General features: G+C 56.1%; 14 protein-coding genes, 1 tRNA gene and 3 pseudogenes. 9 read left to right on the top strand and 9 right to left on the bottom strand.

The window, feature by feature from the left end:
• The first annotated feature begins 119 nt into the window (after window positions 1-119).
• Both I9H07_RS19420 and I9H07_RS19415 read left to right on the top strand, forming a co-directional pair.
• Window positions 120-884 (top strand): SDR family NAD(P)-dependent oxidoreductase, encoded by a 765-nt coding sequence (locus I9H07_RS19420; RefSeq protein WP_236425242.1) that lies wholly within the window; start codon window positions 120-122, stop codon window positions 882-884.
• Window positions 885-1,117: 233 nt separating this feature from the next.
• The gene (locus I9H07_RS19415; protein WP_236425243.1) at window positions 1,118-1,786 is read left to right on the top strand and encodes a hypothetical protein; all 669 of its coding nucleotides are present in this window, start codon (window positions 1,118-1,120) and stop codon (window positions 1,784-1,786) included.
• A gap of 47 nt (window positions 1,787-1,833) precedes the next feature.
• Here I9H07_RS19415 and I9H07_RS25175 read toward each other — a convergent pair.
• Both I9H07_RS25175 and I9H07_RS25170 read right to left on the bottom strand, forming a co-directional pair.
• A pseudogene (locus tag I9H07_RS25175) lies at window positions 1,834-2,433 on the bottom strand (methyl-accepting chemotaxis protein); the annotation flags it as partial.
• A 303-nt stretch (window positions 2,434-2,736) separates the two neighbouring features.
• Window positions 2,737-3,621: pseudogene (locus I9H07_RS25170) on the bottom strand (methyl-accepting chemotaxis protein); the annotation flags it as partial.
• Window positions 3,622-4,125: 504 nt separating this feature from the next.
• Here I9H07_RS25170 and I9H07_RS25165 point away from each other — a divergent pair.
• Together I9H07_RS25165 and I9H07_RS25160 are read left to right on the top strand one after the other, a co-directional pair.
• Window positions 4,126-5,100 (top strand): annotated as a pseudogene (locus I9H07_RS25165) (cache domain-containing protein); the annotation flags it as partial.
• A 45-nt stretch (window positions 5,101-5,145) separates the two neighbouring features.
• Window positions 5,146-6,006 carry a methyl-accepting chemotaxis protein gene (locus I9H07_RS25160; protein WP_419204833.1) on the top strand — a complete coding sequence of 287 codons (861 nt, stop codon included), beginning with the start codon at window positions 5,146-5,148 and terminating at the stop codon, window positions 6,004-6,006.
• Window positions 6,007-6,144: 138 nt separating this feature from the next.
• Here the strand turns inward: I9H07_RS25160 and I9H07_RS19400 are convergent, their stop codons facing one another.
• From I9H07_RS19400 to I9H07_RS19390, 3 genes are all read right to left on the bottom strand, one after another.
• A complete protein-coding gene (locus tag I9H07_RS19400; protein ID WP_024674173.1) occupies window positions 6,145-6,408 on the bottom strand; it encodes a hypothetical protein in 264 nt (87 codons plus the stop codon).
• A gap of 197 nt (window positions 6,409-6,605) precedes the next feature.
• Window positions 6,606-6,682 (bottom strand) — tRNA-Met (locus tag I9H07_RS19395).
• A 116-nt stretch (window positions 6,683-6,798) separates the two neighbouring features.
• Window positions 6,799-7,920, bottom strand: a complete 1,122-nt coding sequence (locus I9H07_RS19390) for a J domain-containing protein (protein WP_058825367.1) — start codon at window positions 7,918-7,920, stop codon at window positions 6,799-6,801.
• Between the two features lie 341 nt (window positions 7,921-8,261).
• Between I9H07_RS19390 and I9H07_RS19385 the strand changes: the two genes are divergently transcribed.
• Window positions 8,262-10,298 (top strand): methyl-accepting chemotaxis protein, encoded by a 2,037-nt coding sequence (locus tag I9H07_RS19385; RefSeq protein WP_248957189.1) that lies wholly within the window; start codon window positions 8,262-8,264, stop codon window positions 10,296-10,298.
• Window positions 10,299-10,328: 30 nt separating this feature from the next.
• Here I9H07_RS19385 and I9H07_RS19380 read toward each other — a convergent pair.
• The 4 genes from I9H07_RS19380 to gmd all read right to left on the bottom strand — a co-directional run bounded on the left by I9H07_RS19380 (window position 10,329) and on the right by gmd (window position 14,816).
• A protein-coding gene (locus I9H07_RS19380; protein ID WP_200866803.1) for an IS3 family transposase occupies window positions 10,329-11,551 on the bottom strand; the annotation gives its coding sequence in 2 pieces (ribosomal slippage) (window positions 10,329-11,200 and window positions 11,200-11,551; 1,224 coding nt in all).
• A 110-nt stretch (window positions 11,552-11,661) separates the two neighbouring features.
• A complete protein-coding gene (locus tag I9H07_RS19375; RefSeq protein ID WP_236425506.1) occupies window positions 11,662-12,774 on the bottom strand; it encodes a glycosyltransferase family 4 protein in 1,113 nt (370 codons plus the stop codon).
• 114 nt (window positions 12,775-12,888) lie between these two features.
• On the bottom strand, window positions 12,889-13,785 hold the full coding sequence (locus I9H07_RS19370; protein ID WP_236425507.1) for a GDP-mannose 4,6-dehydratase: 897 nt from the start codon (window positions 13,783-13,785) through the stop codon (window positions 12,889-12,891).
• Window positions 13,785-14,816, bottom strand: a complete 1,032-nt coding sequence (gene gmd / locus I9H07_RS19365; protein ID WP_058825364.1) for a GDP-mannose 4,6-dehydratase — start codon at window positions 14,814-14,816, stop codon at window positions 13,785-13,787. Before gmd ends, I9H07_RS19370 begins: the two co-directional genes overlap by 1 nt.
• Window positions 14,817-15,342: 526 nt before the next feature.
• Here gmd and I9H07_RS19360 point away from each other — a divergent pair.
• From I9H07_RS19360 to I9H07_RS19345, 4 genes are read left to right on the top strand one after another with little or no spacing between them, the layout of a single operon-like run.
• Window positions 15,343-16,137, top strand: a complete 795-nt coding sequence (locus I9H07_RS19360; protein ID WP_236425508.1) for an ABC transporter permease — start codon at window positions 15,343-15,345, stop codon at window positions 16,135-16,137.
• Window positions 16,134-17,351 carry an ABC transporter ATP-binding protein gene (locus I9H07_RS19355; protein ID WP_236425509.1) on the top strand — a complete coding sequence of 406 codons (1,218 nt, stop codon included), beginning with the start codon at window positions 16,134-16,136 and terminating at the stop codon, window positions 17,349-17,351. Before I9H07_RS19360 ends, I9H07_RS19355 begins: the two co-directional genes overlap by 4 nt.
• Window positions 17,348-19,057, top strand: coding sequence for a class I SAM-dependent methyltransferase (locus I9H07_RS19350; RefSeq protein ID WP_236425510.1), 1,710 nt, complete (start codon window positions 17,348-17,350; stop codon window positions 19,055-19,057). The genes I9H07_RS19355 and I9H07_RS19350 overlap by 4 nt, the downstream gene beginning before the upstream one ends.
• A complete protein-coding gene (locus I9H07_RS19345; protein ID WP_236425511.1) occupies window positions 19,057-21,582 on the top strand; it encodes a glycosyltransferase family 4 protein in 2,526 nt (841 codons plus the stop codon). The genes I9H07_RS19350 and I9H07_RS19345 overlap by 1 nt, the downstream gene beginning before the upstream one ends.
• The last annotated feature ends 82 nt before the right edge of the window (window positions 21,583-21,664 follow it).

Genomic DNA, 21,664 nt, shown 5'->3' with positions numbered 1-21,664 from the left:
AGCTTTACCGATTCACCTGGTTTTTGCGCTTTAAAAAGGGCGGTAAATAAATGGGAGTGAACGCTGTGGACACGTCGGCAGTCCACCCGGTAACCCCATTGTTTGATTGGAGCTGCCACATGAATCGGTTCACCCAAAAAGTCGTTGTCGTCACAGGCGCAGGTTCCGGGATCGGCGAAGCCACCGCCACGCGCTTCGCTCAGGAAGGCGCGAGCGTGGTATTGGTTGGCCGCAATCGCGAGAAACTTGCCAAAGTGGCCGCACAGCTGGCGGGCGAAGAACACTTGATCAGAGCGACCGACGTCGCCGATCTGACTGACGTGGAAGCGTTGTTCAAGGAAGTGGCCGAACGCTTCGGCCGCCTGGATGTATTGGTCAACAACGCCGGTGTCGCAACCTCTGGCAAAGTCACCGAGCTGGGCGTGGACGACTGGAAAGCGCTGATGTCAGTGGACCTGGACGGCGTGTTCTATTGCACCCGCACGGCCATGCCGGCGCTGATCGCCAGCAAGGGCAACATTATCAATGTGTCGTCGGTGTCCGGCCTGGGCGGGGACTGGGGCATGAGTTTTTACAACGCGGCCAAGGGCGCGATCACCAACTTCACCCGCGCGCTGGCCATGGACCATGGCGTGGATGGCGTCCGTATCAATGCCGTCTGCCCGTCACTGACCCGCAGCGAGCTGACCGAAGACATGTTGGGTAATGAGGCGCTGATGGCCAAGTTCAAGGAGCGCATCCCGCTGGGTCGTGCGGGCGAAGCCGAAGATGTGGGCGACGTCATCGCCTTTCTGGCCAGCGATGATGCGCGCTTCGTGACGGGCGTGAATCTGCCGGTGGATGGCGGATTGTCTGCATCCAATGGGCAGCCGCCGCAGGCTTGATAGTAATGGCGGGGACACTGATGCCTGCGCAGAGGCTGTCCCCGTTTTATCGCGACCCTCAACCACCCGTCGCCCAATCAGGCCGGGTTCGTCGGTCACTGCCACACTGTTCCTGACGGGCAGATATTCTGCCCGAGTCAAATGCCTCACCCTCCACGACAACGCATAAGCCGTTGGCCGCCGTATCGCCCTTGTTGCGTTCAGCCCTTAACTTTTCGGCATCGAACAGCCCTATGAACACATCGTCTGAAATCGATATTTCAGGCCTGAGGTGTTACGACAAAATCGTCGATGATGTCACCTACAGCGTTCCACGCGGCATTACCCGAGAGGCCCGGGGGCGCATCTGGATAGTGCGTGTCCGGAAGGAAGCGTGCGTGAGGGTCAACGCGCGCTTCACGGATCTGCGCTTTGGCTGCACGCGTCGCGCACTGGACGCCGCGATCATTCATCTGATCTACAGCGGGCATGCCTGGCGACGTGAGGACGTTCTCAGGCTCGGCGAAAATACCGTGGTGCATTGGCGTAAGCGCAGTGGTGTGGGGCTTTGCGCAGTGGCGTATGTATCGCGCAATGAACCCGGTCGTGGCGAGACGTTCTTTTTGGCAACCTACAAACGGATAGCCAGCGGGCGCGGGCTGGAGAAGCTGCATACCCGGTTGGCGTATGTGCTGGAAAGTGCCCATGAGATTGAGCACGGGAAGGCGGACATCGCACATTCCGTGCAGAACAAGATTGGTGAGCATGTCAGCCAGGTGCTCGAAAGCGAGGTGTTCCGGTTATTTCTGTTGGCAGGCAAACGGAAGGTCGATGAGATTGCCGTGGCTGACTATGTCGAGCGTCTTGGCACGCCTGGCGAACGGCGGGTCAAGCCTGTGTGGACTGGTTTTGCGAGTCTCTGAAACGATCAAGCCCGGTAAAAACCGGGCTTGAAGGTGATGACTGACAATCAGATCCTGAAGCGGCTGACCAGTGTCTGCAAATGACCACCGAGGCGTGCCAGTTCGACGCTGGAGGCCGCTGTTTCTTCGCTGGCCGACGCGGTTTGCTCGGACACATCGCGCACGTTGACGATGCTGCGACTGATTTCTTCAGCCACCGCACTCTGCTCTTCAGCGGCTGCAGCGATCTGCTGGTTCATGGCCTGAATGCTGGAAACGGTCTGAGTAATGCTGCCCAGCGATGTACCGGCCTTGCGGCTCAGTTCAACGCTACTGACCGTCAGCTCGCGGCTGTTGAGCATGATGCTGGACACTTGACGGGTCCCGCTTTGCAGGGCCGCGACCAGGGTTTCGATCTCGACTGTCGACTGCTGCGTACGCTGAGCCAGGCCGCGGACTTCATCGGCAACCACGGCAAAACCACGCCCGGCTTCACCGGCCCGCGCGGCTTCGATCGCTGCGTTGAGGGCCAGGAGATTGGTCTGCTCGGCCACCGCCTTGATCACGTCCATGACCTTGCCGATCTTGTCGCTTTCCTGCTCCAGCTGGTTCATCGCATCGGCCGAACGACCTACTTCGGTGGCCAGGCGTTCGATCTGGGCGATAGCCTCGCCCACCACTTTGTCGCCATCGCGTGCTTCTTTGTCAGCGTTGGACGCAGCATGTGAGGCTTGCTCGGCGTTGCGCGCAACTTCTGCCACAGTGGCCGACATCTCGTGCATGGCTGTGGCTACCTGATCGGTTTCCACTTTCTGGCTGTTGACGCCTGCGCTGGTCTGCTCGGTAACGGCCGACAACTCTTCGGCGGCGCTGGCGATTTGCACGACGCTGTCGCGAATCCCGCCGATCAATTCACGCAACGTGCTGCCCATGCGCTGAATGCCTTGCTGCAGCACACCCAGCTCGTCGCGACGGGTTACCGCCACGGTCTGGGTCAGGTCACCGGATGCGATACGGTCGACCACCGCCATGGTTTCTTTCAGCGGACGGGTAATCTGCCGGGTGATGATCACTGCTGCGATCACGCCGAGAATCATGGCCAACAGCGTACAGATGATCTGTGTGGTACGGGCCTGTGCGCTTTCCTGGTCGCGACGATCCAGTTGCAGTTGATACATGGCCTCGCTGATCTTGACGATGTCCTGCCCTTGGGTGGTCATTTCCTTGCGTGCCTGGGCAATATTCGCGCTGGCCGTCTTGAAGTTTTGCAGCGTTGTGCGGTACGCCTGCAAGGAGGTTTCCAGTTGCTTCAGTTGATCGGCCTGAGGGCCAGTGAACGTTGCCTTGAGCTTGTCCAGATCCTTGATGGCCGCATCCAGTTTCGAGACGGCTGCCTGTTCGGTTTCAGGCGTGACATTGGTGGTGTAGCCACGCACGTCATAACGCGCGAGCCTCAAGTCGTCCTTGGCATCGGTAACGATCTGATACTGATCGAATCGATTGGCATCGGCAGGGTCCATGTTCTTCACTTCAGCTTGAAGCTGGTCGAACACCGTCAGGCTTTTCACTGCATGGGTGGTCAACTCGTCGCGCGCAAGCGTGCTCGCCTTGTAGCCGCTGCGCATGTTGTTCAATGATTGCTGATAGTCAGCGATCACTGCGGCCAGCTGCTCAAGCATTTTCACGTTCTCGGGGCTCTTGAACGAGCTCAGCAGCTTTTGCTGATAGGCCTTGAAGCCATCCAGTGAGACTTGAACGGTCTCTGCCACTTTCTCGTCGCCATCCGCGACCATGTATTGCAGGCGCGTCACCCGCAGTTTGGTCAACTGCGCATTGAGCGAGGTGATGTCGCTCATCCAGTTGCTGCGTTTGATCAGCCCACTCATGCTGGTCCAGCCAGTGAGCGCAAGAATGGCAGTAAATACAAGTACCAGACCAAACCCGACGGCCAGCTTCATATTGACGCTGATGTTTGCAAACCAGCTATTCATAAAATTCTCCGGGACAGCCATTTAAAAAGTAAAGCAATTGACAGGCATGGCGTTAACGCCATTGTCAGGGCAGGGGATACAGACGCTATCGGCTGGCTCTCTCCAAGCTGAAATGAAAACATCGAGAATGTTAAAAAAAGGCTGAATCGCTTGTGCAGGTCTGGAATTCGCGGCAGGCCACGGCTATAAATAGGCGGCCATAAGCACTTAAGCAGGGCGTTTTTTCATTTGAAATCACGCCGGATTGCCGTCTATACGATGCAATGAAAACCTGATCTCATTTTAGCGTCGTTGCTTATAAGGAATGGCGTTCTTGTTCCGCAAGTTGCTTTGGCGTGTGGTTCCCCATTCCTATTGAGATGTCTCGTAATGACCTTGAAGTTTCGGCATAAAATTCTTCTGGCTGCGTCCGGTGTCGTGGTTTTGGCGTTCGCCCTGTTCACGCTCTATAACGATTATCTGCAACGCACGACCATCACCCAGAACCTCGAGTCCTCCGTGGCGCAAGCGGGTCAGTTGACGGCGAGCAGTGTGCAGAACTGGTTGAGCGGACGCATTCTGGTGCTGGAAAACCTCACCCAGGATGTGGCCTATCAGGGTGTCAACTCCGACCTTGCAGGTCTGGTATCACAATCCTCGCTGGTTTCCACCTTCCAGTTCACCTATGTCGGCGACAGCAAGGGCACGTTCACCCAACGGCCGGATGTGGCGATGCCAGCAGGCTATGACCCGCGTCAGCGCCCTTGGTACAAATCGACGGTCGACGCGGGCAAAACCATTCTGAGTGCTCCTTATCTGGCCTCTGTCGGCGGTCTGGTGGTGACCATTGCCAGCCCGGTCAAGACCGACGGCCAGGTGTCCGGTGTGGTGGGGGGAGACCTGAGCCTCGACACGCTGGTCAAGATCATCAACTCGGTCGAGTTCGGCGGACTCGGCTACGCCTTTCTGGTCAGCGGCGACGGGCAGATCATCGTCAGCCCTGACAAGGATCAGGTCATGAAAAACCTGAAGGATATCTATCCCGGGCAGACCGTCAGCCTGGACGCGCGTCTGCGTGAAGTCACGCTCAATGGTCAGCAAAGGCTGCTGTCGTTCACTCCGATCACCGGCCTGCCTTCGGCTGACTGGCACATCGGTTTGTCGATCGACAAAGACAAGGCTTACGCGCCCTTGAGCCAGTTTCGCAGCTCGGCGATAGTGGCCGTGCTGATCGCCGTGGCAGTGATCGCCTTGCTGTTAAGCTTGCTGATTCGAGCGTTGATGCGCCCGCTGACCGACATGGGCCGGGCAATGCAGGACATCGCTCAGGGCGAAGGCGACCTGACCCGTCGCCTGAGCATTCAGGGCAAGGACGAGTTCGCTGAACTGGGTGGCTCGTTCAATCAGTTCGTGGAGCGCGTGCATGCGTCCATTGCCGAGGTTTCATCCGCCACGTTGCAGGTGCATGACCTGTCGCAGCGGGTCGTCACCTCCTCCAACTCCTCGATTGTCGGCTTCGATGAGCAAAGCGCGCGCACCAACAGCGTAGCTGCAGCCATCAACGAGCTGGGGGCTGCGACGCAGGAGATTGCCCGTAATGCGTCCGACGCCTCGATCCAGGCCAGCGAAGCACGCACTCAGGCAGAAGACGGTCAGGTCGTGGTCGAAAAAACCATCCGCGCCATGAGTGAGCTCTCGAGCAAGATCAGCGACTCATGCACGCAAGTCGAACAGCTCAATGCCAGTACCGATAACATCGGGCATATTCTGGATGTCATCAAAAGCATTTCCCAGCAGACCAACCTGCTGGCGCTCAACGCCGCCATCGAGGCGGCGCGCGCCGGTGAAGCCGGTCGCGGTTTTGCCGTGGTGGCCGACGAAGTACGCAACCTGGCTCACCGTACTCAGGTGTCGGCCGATGAGATTTATCAGATGATCGGAGGCCTGCAAACGGGCTCTCAAGAAGCTGTGCTCAACATGAACCAAAGTCAGGCTTCCAGTCAGGACAGCGTCGAAGTTGCCAATCAGGCAGGCAGCCGTTTGCGCGACGTAACACGCCGCATTGGTGAAATCGATGGCATGAACCAGTCAGTCGCCGCCGCGACCGAAGAGCAGACGGCTGTTGTTGAAACACTCAACATCGATATCAACCAGATCAACACGCTCAATCAGCAGGGCGTGGCCAATTTGAACGAAACACTCAAGGACTGTGCCGCGCTCTCACAACAGGCCGGGCGCTTGAAGCAACTGGTCGACAGCTTCAAGATTTGACCGTACATCCAGTGACAGAGCCGGATCACTTGAAACGTGATCCGGTCGTTGATGGTGATGCTCTGGACTCGATTGAATCTCCGGCACATTCATCATAAAAATCATCATAAAAAAGCCTGCTCGACGGCAGGCTTTCTGTCAGAGATCCTTTTTGATCTCTTTATCGATGTGCTTATCCTCTTTGTGACGCTCTTTGTCGTCATGCTTCGCGCCTTTGTCGATCTCATCCGCGTCGTGCTTCACACCCTTGTCCACTTCCTTGGCGTCGTGATCGACACCTTTGTCCAGCTCACGATTGTCGTGCCGGATGCCTTTCTCCAGCTCGCTTTCTGCGAACGCGGCGGGAACCAGGGTGCCCGTCAGGAAGAGGGCGGCCGTCATCGAAAGTACGAGTTTGCGCATGCGTTGCTCCTTTATGAGAAATGCTGGCCCTTCGTGAGCCATCATTTTTGATCATAGCTGAGGCAGGCAAGGTGGAAAGGCCGCTCGTCGAAGGGAGGCGCAAGGGGAAAAACAGGCGCGCCAGAAACAAGAAAGCCCGCACGAGGCGGGCTTCTTGTTTGGTTTAAAAGCTTCAGTGAAGTCTCTAAACCGGTACTTGGTGGCTACACAGGGACTTGAACCCCGGACCCCAGCATTATGAATGCTATGCTCTAACCAACTGAGCTATGTAGCCAAGTGGCGCGCATTATTCGCGCAAAGCGGATATGTGTCAAGCGTTGCTGTGAAAATAATTGCGTGCGATCAACCGGTTAGGTGGCAGCCGTCGTCAGGGCCTGGTTTTCCGGGCGTTTACCGGAACAGCGTATCCAGCATTTCCAGATCGTCGAACTCTTCTACCATGTCCAGCATGTCAGCCATCTCCCGTTGCTCCCTGAGCCAGGCCTTCAGGCTTTTCGGGTCGGTGAGCGCGTACAGTTCCTCGTGAACTTCGTCGAGATTTTCACGCAGGGCATTAATCTGCCTCACACATTTTGCGTTGACTGTCTTGGGCCTGATGTCCTCGTAGGGATCCATCAGGAAGCGTTCCCGGATCATCATCTTGCGATCATGAATCTCGTCTTCCAGCTCCCGGAGCTGCTCGCTCAGGATCCGGTTGAAGTGCTTGAGGCGTTTGTCGGAGATGCTGTCGATGTGCGTCTGGTCGATCTGCTCGATCTCCATTTGCATCTGTAGCAGCGCCAGCAGGTTGTCGCTTTCATACGCTTCGTTTACCCGTTGCATGAGCGCCGTTTTGCGGTCGCGCTCATCGGCATCCTGCTCACGGTCCGGGTGCAGTGCGCTGACCAGCCTGCGGTAGATTTCGCGCAACGACTGACTGCCCTCTGCCTGTTCCTGCTCACGACGCAGTTCGCTGGCAGTGGGCTTCTTCGGCTTCTGTGAGTCTTGCGCTTGTTCGGCCCGTTCTCTCAGTTGCTCTTCAATGTGCCGGGTCACGTCGTCAATGGATTGCAGGTCCACATCGTCTCCCAGTTCCACGCCCAGCTCTTCTTCCAGTGATGCTTTGAACCCCTCGTCTTCCAGGCGTCGATCCTCGTCGTAATCGCTGCCGGTATATTTGAGATAAAGGCGCTTCAGTTCTTCATCGTGCTCGCCGCCCATGAGCGACATCGTCATGACACAGATGATCTCCAGCAAGGTGGCGCGGTCTTTCTTGCTTAACCGGAACTGATCACTGGCCTGATCAAGCAAGCGCAGCTTTGCTACATCGCTCTCGGCCTGTTCTTTGAAGATCGGGACCAGTTCTTCGACCCACAACCGTTCACAGGTCGTGGACGCAGCAAGCCATTGCTGCAGAAGCCTGCGTCTGGTTTCGAGCTTCTCCATCAGCGTGTTGAATTTTTTCTGGCCAGCGCTCAGTTGCGGCCTTGAGGGTTGCGCAACGATACGCGGCGAAGCCGGTGCAACAGTCATGAAAAGACCTCCTGTGGGGACGAGATCGCAGTGAGGTGATCGATACGTTTGCGCAGTTTACTTTTCTCGGGATTCTCCCGGGGTGAATAATTTGCTGCTGTGATAAAGCCTTTCGCGCGCACGGGAGGCGGTCCGGTTCTTGCTTGGCTGTGCCTGATACGTCAATGACTACGCTATTTGCCGGAAAAACGAGGAGGGAACCGCGTTTTTCGACCCAATCTGTGGCGGCATGTATCGCCATTGAAACAAGAACATGGCATTTTGCTGTCAGTGTTTTTCCAAAAAAAAGCATCGCCTCTGTTTGTTCAGATCCGGCGGGTGTTCACGGGGAGTTGCAGGGCATGAACAGTTTTTTGTCGCCGGGCATGCGTCTGATGGGACGTTTTGGTTTTGCTCGCAAGTTTCAGGTCTTGTTCCTGTTGTTTATTCTGCCGCTGGCGGGCAGTGCCTGGTTCATCACCAAGGACTATCGCAACAAGCTCGAAGTCATTTCGGGTGAGCAGTCAGGCGTACGGCAACTGTTGGCGCTCGATGACCTGAACGTCGAGCTGTCTGCCCAGCGTGACCATGCCGCGCGCTGGAAAGCGGCCGACATTCTTCGTGAACCGACACCCGCAGCCAGGGAGGCAATGGCTAATGTCGATGCTGGCATCCCGCGCATCACCAAAGCACTGCAAGGGGTGAACGCATTGCTGGTCCAGGAAAGCGCTCCAGCCGATACGATGGCCCGCTACAACGCATTGCAGGCGGCAGTGACCGGTCTGGACACCGCATCGTTGCGCACCGTGGGGTGGTGGCCGGATGGCTACGACCGGTTCACGACAGTCCTGAATCTGGTGCAGGCCCTGCGTGAGCAGATCGCGATGGACAGCGGCCTGATTCTCGATCCGTGGCTTGAAACCTACATGCTGATGCAGCTCTCCACGCAGCAAGTGCCGGACCTGATCGAACGTATCGGCCGTCTGTCCAGCGTTGGCCAGACGTCAGTTGCTTCCGGCCAGTTCAGCCTGCAAAGCCGTCTGCAAATGCGCGATCTGCGCGGCCGTATCGATGACTCCAAGGAGCAGATGAACAAAGCAGCCAGCCTGTTGTTGTCCAAGCTGCCAGAGCAGCTTCAGCCTTGGGCTGACAAGTATGCGGGCGTCAAGCAGGTACTGGAAACCGAACTGAAAGTCATTGATGACGGTGTGTTTGGCGGCAGTATCAAGCTCAAGCCTGAAGAGTTCGAGAAGAGCATCGATACACTCACCAGCAGCACGTCCGACCTGCGCAAGCACTCGCTTGAATCACTCAATGGCCGGCTTGATTACTACCACGAGTCCTCCAACATGGAGTTCATCCCGCTGGCAGTGGCGTTCTGTGTTCTGGTGGCAATGGCGATTTACCTGTTCGCCTGCCTGCAATCGTCCATTCGTAACAGCGCTCGCGGTATCACCACCCTGGCCGAGTCGCTGCGTGACGGCAATCTGTGCGTGGAAGTCTCGGTGCAGGGGCGTGACGAACTCGCGGCCATCAGCAAGGCCTTGAACGTTGCGGTCGTGCAGTTGCGCACCAGTCTGTTGGGCGTGAATCAGGAGACGGTACGAGTGGGCGATGCGGTGCTGACACTGACCGCCCAATCCAGCGGAACACTCAACGAGGTCGAAGAGCAACAACAACAGATCAGCCAGATTGCAACGGCAGCCACCGAGCTGGCGGCGACTTCGCAAGGCGTGGCGAGAAGCTGCGAGCAGGCATCGGAAAGTGCTCGTCACACTCGCCGTATCGCCGAGCAAAGTAGCCAGGACAGTCAGCGCACCACCGACAGCATTCAGCAGCTCAACCAGCGCCTGACCGAGACGGCCGCCGCATTGGGGCGGGTCAGCGAGCAAGGCCAGCAGATCCAGTCAGTCGTGGATGCCATTCGCGGCATTGCCGAACAGACCAACTTGCTGGCGCTCAACGCAGCCATCGAAGCGGCGCGTGCGGGCGAGCAAGGCCGTGGGTTTGCCGTGGTCGCCGATGAAGTGCGCAGCCTGTCACAACGCACCCAGGCATCCACCGCGCAGATCGCCGGTACAGTCGACAGCTTGCGCTCGACCGTGACCCAGGCCGTGGACCTGATGGAGGTCGCGTGCGGCCAGGCGGTCAACGATGCGCAATCGGTCACCGGGCTGGGCGTGCGTCTGGGAGAAATCGCCACGGCGGTGCAAGGCGTCGCCGATACGTTGGCGCAGATATCGACAGCTGTGGAAGAGCAGGCTTCGACTGCCGATGAAGTCAGCAGCAACATCCAGCAGGTCGATCAGGCAGCGGGCCGTTTGCTGGAGGGCGCGCGCGCGGTCAATCAGGCGGCGGATACGCTGAGCCAGGGGAGTCGGGCGTTGAATGATGTCTAGTCCTGAAATAGGTTTACACCTGTTTCACGCTCAAAACGCCCGATGCACCGCATCGGGCGTTTTGTATTTCAGGGATAAGTGTGGCCGCTCTCCGTTGTAGATCTGCACCGATTCATCCACCATTTTCACTGCATCTGCCAAGTCTTTAGGTCGATGGAGTAGAAACTCGGTCTTCAAAATCCCGTTTACTCGCTCGGCCATAGCGTTCTGATAGCAGTCATAGCCATCAGTCATCGAGCACCGGATTCCATGCCTGGTATGCAGCTGCTGATAGAGATCGGAACAGTACTGGGCGCCGCGATCTGAATGATGAATCAGCATCTGATCGGTTTTTCGCTCACCTACCGCTTTTTCCAGTGCCTTTATCACCGACTGGGTATGCAGGCTTTCATGCACATGATGACCAACGATCTTGCGTGAGTACGCATCGGTTACAAGGCTCACGTATGCCACGCTTTCCTGCGTAGGCAGATAGGTGATGTCTGCAACCCAGACCTGTTCGGGTCCATTGGCCACGACTTGTTCCGGACCTGCTTTGAGCAGGTTGGGGTGGCGGCGAAAGCGATGATGACTATGAGTGGTCTTGTGATAAGCCCGTTTGCGCGCAACCAGTTCGCGCGCATCACGAAGGATGGTAAACAGACGGTCTCTACCCACGCACAACGACGCAGGAGCTTCGACGCTCATCAAGTAGTGCAACTTGCGCGCTCCCAACCTTGGCTGGCGACGACGCTTTTCCAGAACGAAATCCATTACCTCTTGGTCCTGGCGGACCCTGGCATCAAAAACGCGATTACGCTTGTAATACGCTTGGCGCGAAATGCCCATGAACAGGCAAGCCCTGCTAATACTCAGGTCTTGGATTTGCCCTTGCGAGAGGACTTGCCGGGTCGCTTTTTTACGACAGAAACGCCGTAGTCATTTTTCAGAACGTTGACGACGGCTTCAAAGAACTGGGCCTTCTGATTGCTCAGCATCAGCTGTTCTTCAAGCTCTTTAATCCGCTGCTCGGGTGTCGGCGGGAGGGTTGGCTCGGTCATGGACCTGCTCCTCGGCTCTCGAATTGATGCGCCTTGGCTCCAATCCTGTCGACCGTGCTTTCGTAACCAGACCAGCACCGTCGACCGGCCTTGGATGCCATAGCGTCGTTGGGCTTCTTTATAACTCAACTCGCCTTTTTCAACCTGATCTACGACCGATAATTTAAAGGCTAGCGTGTAATCGCGCTGGCTGCGCCTTTTACCCGTATCCATTGAGTCCTCCTGAGGAAAGGTCAGAAGGTGTAAACCTTATTCAGGACGGGACAGCCTTGAAACAAAAAGCCCCGAGTCTCGGGGCTTTTTTATTCAGCGGGGATTAGCCGTCACTTCAGGACCTCGTGATAAACCTGCACCGTCGATGCGCACATACGCTCAGCAGTGAACAGCTTCTGGAACCGTGCCAGAGCGTTATGACCAAAACCGGATGCTTCCTCTGGCGCTTCCCACAAGCGCCGCATTGCTTCTCGTAACGCCAACGGATCATTTGGCGGCACCGCCAGACCGGTTTCTTCGTGAATGTTCACGTAGGTAGTGCCGGTGCCGATCTCGCAAGAGATCATCGGTTTGCCATGCATCGAGGCCTCAAGCAGCGAAATGCCAAATGCTTCCGAACGCAGGTGCGACGGGAAGACCAAGGCGTAGCAGAGCTGCAGCAGGCAGGCCTTGTCTTCATCGTCGAGCCGTCCCAGAAACAGCACATTGCGCAGTTGCAGCTTTTCTGCCTGCTCCTTGAGCTCCGCCTCCTGAGGCCCGCCACCCAGAATCACCACCGGATAGTCGATGCCTTCCAGTGCGCTGAGCAGGTTGTGGAGGCCCTTGTAATAGCGCAGGACCCCGACAAACAGAAAAAACTTTTCGGGCAGACGTTGTTGCCACGTGGATTTTTTCTGAGCATCGACCACCGGGTAGGCCGACTGATCCAGCCCGAAGGGCACAACGACGGTCTTGTCGGCAAACGGCTTCAGGGTTTCGCTGGTCTGCAAATAATTGGGCGAAGCAACCAGGATACGGTCCATGCGCTTGAGAAACTGGTTCATCAGCGGGCTGTACAGCTTCAGCAGCGTGCGCTGCTTGATGATGTCCGAGTGATAGCTGAGCACGGTCGGCTTGCCATGACGCGTGGCGAAATGCACCAGATCCATCAACGGCCATGGGAAGTGAAAATGCACCAGATCGGCCTCGGCGGCCATTTCCTTGAACTGGCTGAAGACCTGAGCAGAAAAGCCGGTGGACGCCAGATTGAAGTTTTCCTTCACTCGCATGACGTGGTGATCAGCGACCTGCAGGCGAGCGGGGGAAGGCGTCGGGCTTAGCGTCAGCACCTGGCTTTCCACATCGAGCGCTCTACAGCCCTGCGCGAGCTGAAAAATGACCTGTTCTATTCCGCCGGTCGTATCCGGGTAATAGGTTTTGAAGAAGTGAAGAACCTTGATCATCGTCTGCCTGACTCAGCCATGCGTGCTGAACCTGTCATCACGGGCTTGAAGGATCGTTAAAAAGGAAAGGCCTGTCTACAGAATAGACAGGCCTTGTTTGTAACAGTCAGCAGCTCAACCGGCCGTCAGCATCCAGCTCAGGGTTTCCCGAAGCGGAGGGGTCGTCCAGTCGGGGACCAGCGCTCGCAGACAAGCGTTGTTCCCGCACAGGGTTTTGACCTCATTGGCGCGGACAAACGCAGGATTGACCTGCACTTCAATGTCCTGGCCAGTGATCTGTCTGCACATGTCGATCACTTCACGCAGCGAGTGTGTGACACCGGAGCTGACGTTGATGGTCTGCCCCACTGGCCGGGTTTCCAGCAAGCCACGATAGGCGCTGACGACAGCGCGCACGTCGCTGAAATCACGCCATACGTCCAGGTTACCCAGTTCGATGGTGTCGGCCTTGCGGGCAAAGTGCGAAACGATCTTGGGCAGCAGGAAGTTTTCCGCCTGCCCGACACCGGTGTAGTTGAACGGCCTGGCCGTGACAATGGGCAATCTGGTGTGCCAAAGGCTCGCCATGTATTCCATTGCCAGCTTACTCACGGCGTAGTCGTTGGCAGGCGCCGGCGGGGTGGTTTCATCCAGCATGCCGGATGAAGCGTTACCGTAGACATTGGCGCTGCTCGCCAGCAGCACGCAATCAGGCACCTTGCCGCACGCATCAATCGCTTCAAGCAGGTTGCGGGTGCCAATCAGGTTGACCTGATAAAAAGCCTCCGCAGCCCCATGCCCTACAAACGCCAGTGCAGCAAGGTGCACGACGATATCCGGTTGAGTGTCTGCCAGCAGCTTGCGAAGACCGGCCACGTCTGCCAGGTCCACCTGATAGTAGCCAGGGCTGTCCGAAGGCTGACTGCCGACGCCGAGGACTTCACAGCCCTGGGCGGCAAGCTCGGTCGCCATGAAGCGACCTGTAAAGCCGTTGATGCCTGTGATCAGTGCGCGCTTGCCAGCAATACTCATCAGAACGAAAAGCCTTTTTCATTACGACGCAGGTCCGCTTCAACCATCATGCGGCACAGCTCTTCCAGATTGGTCTTCGGTTCCCAGCCCAGAACTTCCTTGGCTTTTGCAGGGTCGCCGATCAACAGCTCCACTTCGGTAGGGCGGTAGAACTTCGGATTGACCGAAATCAGCACTTTGCCAGTCGCAGCACAAATACCTTTTTCGGATTCGGCTTCGCCTTCCCACTTGATGGTTACGCCAGTGGCCTTGAACGCCATGCTCACGAAATCGCGTACGGTTTCGGTGCGGTTGGTCGCCAGTACAAAGGTGTCCGGCTCGTCAGCCTGCAGCATGCGCCACATGCCTTCGACGTATTCCTTGGCAAAACCCCAGTCGCGCTTGGCGTCCATGTTGCCGAGTTCGAACGACTCGATCAGGCCCAGTTTGATCTTGGCAACCGAATCAGTGATCTTGCGGGTCACGAACTCACGACCGCGCAGCGGCGATTCGTGGTTGAACAGGATCCCGCTGGTAGCGAAGATGCCGTAGGACTCGCGGTAGTTGATGGTCATCCAGTGAGCGTACAGCTTGGCCACGCCGTAAGGGCTGCGCGGGTAGAACGGCGTGCTCTCGATCTGTGGAATGGCCTGAACCTTGCCGAACATCTCGGAAGTCGACGCCTGGTAGAAGCGGATCTTCGTGTTGACGATACGGATGGCTTCCAGCAGGTTCACTGCGCCAAGGCCGGTGATCTCGGCAGTGGTCAGTGGCTGTTCGAACGAAACACCCACGAAGCTTTGAGCCGCGAGGTTATAGACCTCGGTAGCGCCCGTGGTTTGCAGCAAACGAATGCTGGCAGACAGGTCAGTCAGGTCATACTCGACGAGATGCAGATTAGGATTATTCTGGATCCCGAGCTCTTCTATGCGCCAGAAGTTTACGGAGCTGGTACGGCGATAGGTGCCATAAACGGTATAGCCTTTTTCGAGCAGCAGCTCAGCCAGGTAAGCGCCGTCTTGACCAGTAATGCCGGTAATGATTGCTTTCATGCTATGTCTTTTAACTCCATCGAAGAACGGGTGCCCCAGGTTGTTTGCGAGGCTTGTACTGTATGCCTGGCGAGCGATGATACAGGTTAGAAAGCCTATATACGACTGCTACACCCTACTGTCAGGCAAAGATCCTGAGCTTTCGGGGCGGCGTGACTCGCGAAAACGGGCGTCAATATGTGCAATCTGTATGGCCATGAGGCATCAACCGGGGTGCTCGTTACCGCACGTCTCTATTATACGAGTACCGTAGTGTTCGATAATCGCCCGGTTGTCAGGTATTTCCTACCGCAGTTCAGCCGATCTTCATGAACAATTCAACTATAAAGTGAGGATTTAAAGACTAAACGGTGACTATTCCAGCGAAGGCGATATAGTGCGCCCCCAGAAACCTTTTTCTGATTTTTGCGTTTCGTCGCTGGGTAGGACCCTCGTATCGCGTGCTTCGGCCGAGACCTTGAGTACCACTGCGCGGAACAGGAACACATAGGGTAAGCGCGACTTCACCCTTATTCAGGAGTCATCAATGTTGGAGCTGTTCAGAAGCCTTTGGGGATACCGGGGATTCGTCTTTTCGTCCATTCGCAATGAGTTTTCCGCACGTTTTGCCCGTAGCCGCCTGGGCGGTCTGTGGATGATCATCAACCCGCTGGCGCAGGTTGCGATCTATGCACTGGTCCTGTCTAACGTGCTGGCTGCCAAACTGCCCGGCATTGATAACAAGTACGCATACGCCGTCTACCTTATGGCCGGCATGCTGGCCTGGAGCTACTTTGCAGAGATAATCAGTCGCTGCCTGACGCTGTTCATCGACCAGGGCAACCTGATGAAAAAGATGCGTTTTCCTCGCATTACCTTACCGGTGATTGTCGCGGGGTCATGCCTGCTCAACTACGTATTGTTGTTCGCCGCCATATTGCTGGTCTTCGCTGCGTTGGGACAATGGCCGCACTGGCAGATGCTGTGGCTGATTCCGCTGACCATCGTAGTCACTGCGCTGGCTGTAGGACTGGGGTTGATTCTCGGCGTATTGAACGTTTTCATACGCGATGTCGGTCAGGTCATTCCTATTTTGTTGCAGGTATGGTTCTGGTTCACGCCGATTGTTTACCCGCTCAATATCATTCCCGAGCAATTCAAGAGCGTCATGGGTATCAACCCTATGTTTCCGATCGTCAGTGCCTATCACGATGTATTGGTCTACGCCCGATCGCCTGACTTGCAGAGCCTGGCCGTCACTGCTGCTGTAGCAGCAGGCTTGATGCTGTTGGGGTTATTCATGTTTCGCCGGGCTGCGCCGGAAATGGTGGACGTACTATGAGCCTGCTGAGTGTCAACAACCTGGGCAAGGCCTATCGCGTTTATGCTTCCGAGTTCCAGCGTATCGCTCGCTGGTTCGGGCTGAGCACCAAGCCGAAAGAGGAGCATTGGGTCCTCAAACACATCAGTTTTTCGATCTACCCAGGTGAGGCCATTGGCATCGTCGGGCAGAACGGCGCAGGTAAATCGACGTTGCTCAAAATGATTACCGGTACGTTGCAGCCCACTGAGGGCAGCGTGCAGGTCAACGGTCGTATTGCCGCTATTCTTGAGTTGGGTATGGGCTTTACACCCGACCTGACCGGTCGCCAGAACGTGTATCACGCGGCAGGCCTTATGGGCTTCAATGCTGATCGGATAGATACCGTCATCAGGGAGATCGAAGCCTTTGCCGAAATCGGCACCTACTTTGACGAGCCGGTACGCACGTACTCCAGTGGTATGCAGATGCGTGTTGCGTTTGCCGTTGCCACTGCTATCAGGCCTGAAATCCTTATCGTCGACGAAGCGTTGTCGGTGGGTGACAGTTATTTCCAGCATAAAAGTTTCGATCGCATACGCGAGTTTCAAAAACAAGGCACGACCCTGTTGATCGTCTCGCACGACCGTGGATCAATCCAGGCTTTATGCAATCGCGCGATCCTGCTTGAAAAAGGTACCGTCATAAAAGACGGCAAGCCTGAAGAAGTCATGGACTTCTACAATGCACTGATTGCTGAAAAAGAAAACGCCACGGTTCAGACTCGCGAACTGGAAGAGGGTGTGGTGCAAACCCGATCGGGTAGCGGCGAGGCCACAATAGGTCCTGTCACGCTACACAACGCTGCAGGCGAACGCATTGAATACGTGTCCGTTGGTGAGCCTGTTTCCTTGCGTATTAACGCGCAGGTAAACAGCGCCATCCCTGAGCTGGTAGTGGGCTACCTGATCAAGGACCGACTGGGGCAACCGGTGTATGGCACCAACACCCATCATATGGGGTGCAAGATTGTCGATCTGCAGGCAGGCGAATCGTTGGACTACGTGTTCAGCTTTGCGGCCAACCTCGGTCCGGGTTCCTACTCGATTGCAGTCGCGCTCCATACAACAGACAGTCATTTATCACGCAACTATGAATGGGTAGACCTGACGCTTGTGTTTAACGTAGTCAATATTTCGCAAAGCGAGTTTGTAGGGCTGGCCTGGTTACCGCCTGTTGTGGAGTGTAGTCGATGACCATTCCGTTCTATCGTGCTTTTGAAGACCGCCATCGTGGTTCTCGCGAATTGATTAGCGAGCGACAGCAAGCGTATTTTCCGTTTATTGAGCCTCTCCAGCAGATGTACCCGGCTTGCCAAGCGCTGGACCTCGGCTGTGGTCGCGGGGAATGGCTGGAGATTCTGATTCAAGTCGGTTTCACGCCCCGTGGTATAGACCTTGACAGCGGAATGCTCGACGCCTGTGTTGAGCGCGGTTTGCCCGTTGAACTGGATGACGCGCTCAGCGCGTTAAAAAAACTGCCGGACGATAGCCAGGCGCTCGTTTCGGGTTTTCACATTGCCGAGCACATTCCGTTCAAGGATCTGAAAGTGCTGGTTGCCGAAGCGCTACGGGTTTTGAAGCCGGCAGGACTGTTGATTCTGGAAACACCCAACGCAGAGAACCTGGTAGTAGGTACTCAGAACTTCTATCTTGATCCGACCCATGAGCGTCCGATTCCGCACTTGCTGCTGGATTTTCTGATCGAGTTCTCGGGGTTTAGTCGTTCGAAGTTGATGCGTCTTCATGAGCCCCCAGTGCTGGTAAATGGCGGCCCTGTCGATTTGATGGATGTTCTGGGGGGGGCCAGCCCGGATTATGCGATTGTCGCTCAAAAAGCGGCATCAGCCGAACAGACCCAATGTTTCGACAGCGCTTTTGCGACGGACTATGGCTTGGCGCTGGATACGCTTGCCAAGCGATACGATGAGCAAGCCCTGAATCGGTTGCAGCAGATTGAACAACGTAATCAGCATCTGGAAGTTCTTTTAGAGCAAACCAAACAGTTTACAGAGCAGGCAAAGCTGCACAGCGAGCAGCTTGAAGTGGTCGTCCATGAACTTGGAGGGCGTAGCGATATCAATTTCGCGCAAATGAACACTCAGTTTCAAGAAAATCGTGAGCACATGAACACCCAACTGCAAGAAAGTCGCACAGACATGAACACCCAGATGCAAGAGAGTCACGCTCACATGAACGCCCGGCTGGAAGAGAGTCACGCTTACATGGCCGCCCAGGTGCGCGAGGTCGGCTTGCGTGCGGATCTCGCAGAGTCGCGTTATCACACCGTACAACTGTTGCAGAAAGACACGCTCGATACCGTCAAGCACACTGACGCCCGTCTTGATGAAGCCTTCGCAACTATTGAGCAACTCCAGATCAGGCTGGAGTTTCTGACTCGAGATTCGTTGACCCATGAGCAGGTAGAGCAAGCGCAAACGCAAGCGCATCTGGACGACTTGAACGCTCGTTTGAACGCCTCGCTGGGCAACGCGCACCATTGGTGGCTACAGGCCACAGCGTACGAGCGGCAATTAGCGGCGATACATAGCAGCACGTCCTGGCGCATCTCGGCACCCCTGCGAATGGTCGCACGTGCTATCTATTGGCCGTTCCGCAGCAGCCGCTCGACGCTGGGGCAGGTACTGCGTCGAAGTGTTCCGCATGCACGCCTCTGGCTGGCCCGCAGACCTGTGATTGAACGTCCGGTCTTGGCAGTCCTGAAATCCAGTCCGTGGCTACATGCCAAGCTAAGCGGTATGCATCAGGCTACAGTGAATCCTGCTCCTGAGACAATTGTCAGCGATCCACCGCACGGCGTGATTGATCACGCACCACTGACCCAGCGAGGCCGCACTATCGAGAATGCCCTCAGGGAAGCTATCACGAGGGGGCAGAAATAATGCGTATCGTAATCGACATGCAGGGCGCGCAAACAGAAAGCAGATTTCGCGGTATTGGTCGTTACAGCCTGTCTTTGGCATTAGGCATTGTGCGCAACCGTGGTGATCACGATGTTTACCTGGTGCTCAACGGCATGCTCAGTGAGAGCATTGAAAGCATCCGCACTGCGTTTGCCGGCTTGCTGCCGCAAAGTCATATCCGGGTGTGGTATGCACAGGGGCCTGTGTGTGATCACGACCCGGCCAATAGTGTCAGAAGAGATGTGGCACAGCATATTCGTCAGGCGTGTATCAGTGACCTCAAACCTGATGTGGTGCACGTCACCAGCGCAGTAGAAGGGTATGGCGACGACGCTGTCATTGGCAGCCCTTTGCTTGACACGAGTTCGTTGGTCAGCTCGACACTGTATGACCTGATCCCCTTCGTCAGTCCGGAACAATATCTGGACGGTAACCCGGTGTACAAGAAGCATTACCTGAACAAGGTTGAAGACTTCAAGCACTACGGCCTGCTGCTGTCCATTTCGGAATTCGCGAGAGAGGAAGCGTTATCGCTGCTGCCGCTGGACAAGGCCCGAATCGTTAATGTCTCGACGGCCGCCGACGATGTCTTCCGGCCAGTTGCATTGAGTATTAACGAGCGTGTTGCACTTGAGAAAAAGTTCGGCCTGCGAGAGAAGTTCGTGCTTTATTCAGGCGGAGCTGATGAACGCAAGAATCTGCCGCAACTGATCAGGGCGTTTGCCATGATCAAGGCAGAGCAAAGCGACATTCAGCTAGTATTTGCCGGGAAAATGCCCGACTTCCATGTCAACACTTACCTGACTCTGGCTCAGGAACTTGGCCTGAGCGGAAACGATCTGGTGCTGACTGGCTACATCACTGATGCGGAGCTGGTAGCGTTATACAGTTCATGCCAGCTTTACGTATTCCCTTCGTGGCATGAAGGTTTCGGTCTTCCACCCCTTGAAGCAATGAAGTGTGGGGCTCCAGTAATAGGTGCCAATACTTCCAGCGTGCCTGAAGTCATTGGCTGGGAAGACGCAACGTTCGATCCGTTCGATGTTAACGCGATTGCCGACAAAATACGTGCTGCGCTGACCGACGACTCGTTCCGCATAGCGTTGGCCAAGCACGGTCTTCAGCGCGCCGAGCTGTTTTCATGGGACCGCACTGGCATTGCTTCAGTGAAAGCGTTCGAACAGGCTCTGGAGAACTTCAAGCACCCGGTAGACAGCACTCCGCCAGAGCAGGATAGCGCGTTGGCTCTGGTGCATGCGTTGGAGGCAACAGGACACCTGAACTCCGGAGATCTGGACATCCCGCGTCTGGCCAAAGCCATTGATTTTTCATTGCAAGGTCCGGCTGATAAGCCAACGCTGTTCGTTGATATCTCGGAATTGTGCAAACACGACGGCAAAAGCGGGATCCAGCGAGTTGTGCGCAGCATCCTGGCCGAGTGGTTGAACTACCCGCCCGAAGGCTACGTTATCAAGCCGGTCTATACCAAGGCCGGTGAGCCCTTCTACCGGTATGCCGCGCAGTTCACCACATTGTTTCTGGGCAAAGAAGCCAGCGAAGCAGAAGAAGACGAAGTCATCAGCTACCGTGCAGGTGATACGTACCTGTGTCTGGATTTGCTGATGGACGTGCTGCCGCACAAGCAGACCTATCTGGATACGATGCGCGCGCATGGCGTCAATATCTTCTTCGTCGTCTACGATTTGCTGATTCTTCAACTGCCACACTGCTTCGTGGACAGTCTGCAAGCGCATTACGTGAAATGGATTCACGCAGTCGCCCAGTACGATGGCGCGATGTGTATTTCTCATGCTGTTGCAGACGAGTTGCGCGAATGGCTGGAGCACAATGCACCACCGCGCACTCGTCCATTCCGCATCGGCGCCTTTCACCTTGGTGCAGACATTGATCAGTCGATGCCTTCCAGAGGGTTTCCGGAGAATCCGGCTCTTCGCATTGAGTCGCTTGAGCCGTTCCCGCATTTCCTGATGGTGGGTACGCTTGAGCCGCGTAAAGGTCATGCGCAGACTCTGGATGCGTTTGAGCTGCTCTGGGCCGCAGGTGTTCAGGCAAACCTGATCATCGTCGGCAAGCACGGCTGGCTGGTAGATGATCTGGCGTCAAGGCTGATGAGCCATGAACAGTTGGGCAAGCAGTTGCTGTGGCTGGACGGCGTAAGTGACGAGTACCTTGAGCATCTCTATAACCATTCTGATTGCCTGATAGCCGCTTCATATGGCGAAGGCTTTGGGCTGCCCTTGATTGAGGCAGCGCAATACAAGCTGCCGATTATCGCAAGAGATTTGCCTGTATTCCGTGAGGTGGCGGGTGAGTTCGCCTGGTACTTCAATGGCGCGACTGCGCAGGATGTGGCTGACAGCCTTGCCGAATGGCTGAAACTGTACGAGGTTCAACAGCATCCGCAGTCTGGAGAAATGCCTTGGCTCACATGGAAAGGCAGTGCGCAACAGCTCATTGGCGAGATTGAAAAGTGCGTACTTTAACGCACCGTTCGTCCTTTTAAGTTCTGATCCAGGGCCGTCTGATACGTCAGGCGGCCGTGAAAAATATCAGATCAAGCTTGAT

The organism is Pseudomonas syringae, from assembly GCF_023278085.1.
Classification (GTDB): domain Bacteria; phylum Pseudomonadota; class Gammaproteobacteria; order Pseudomonadales; family Pseudomonadaceae; genus Aquipseudomonas; species Aquipseudomonas syringae_Q.
This window is presented reverse-complemented; position numbering and strand designations above follow the sequence as displayed.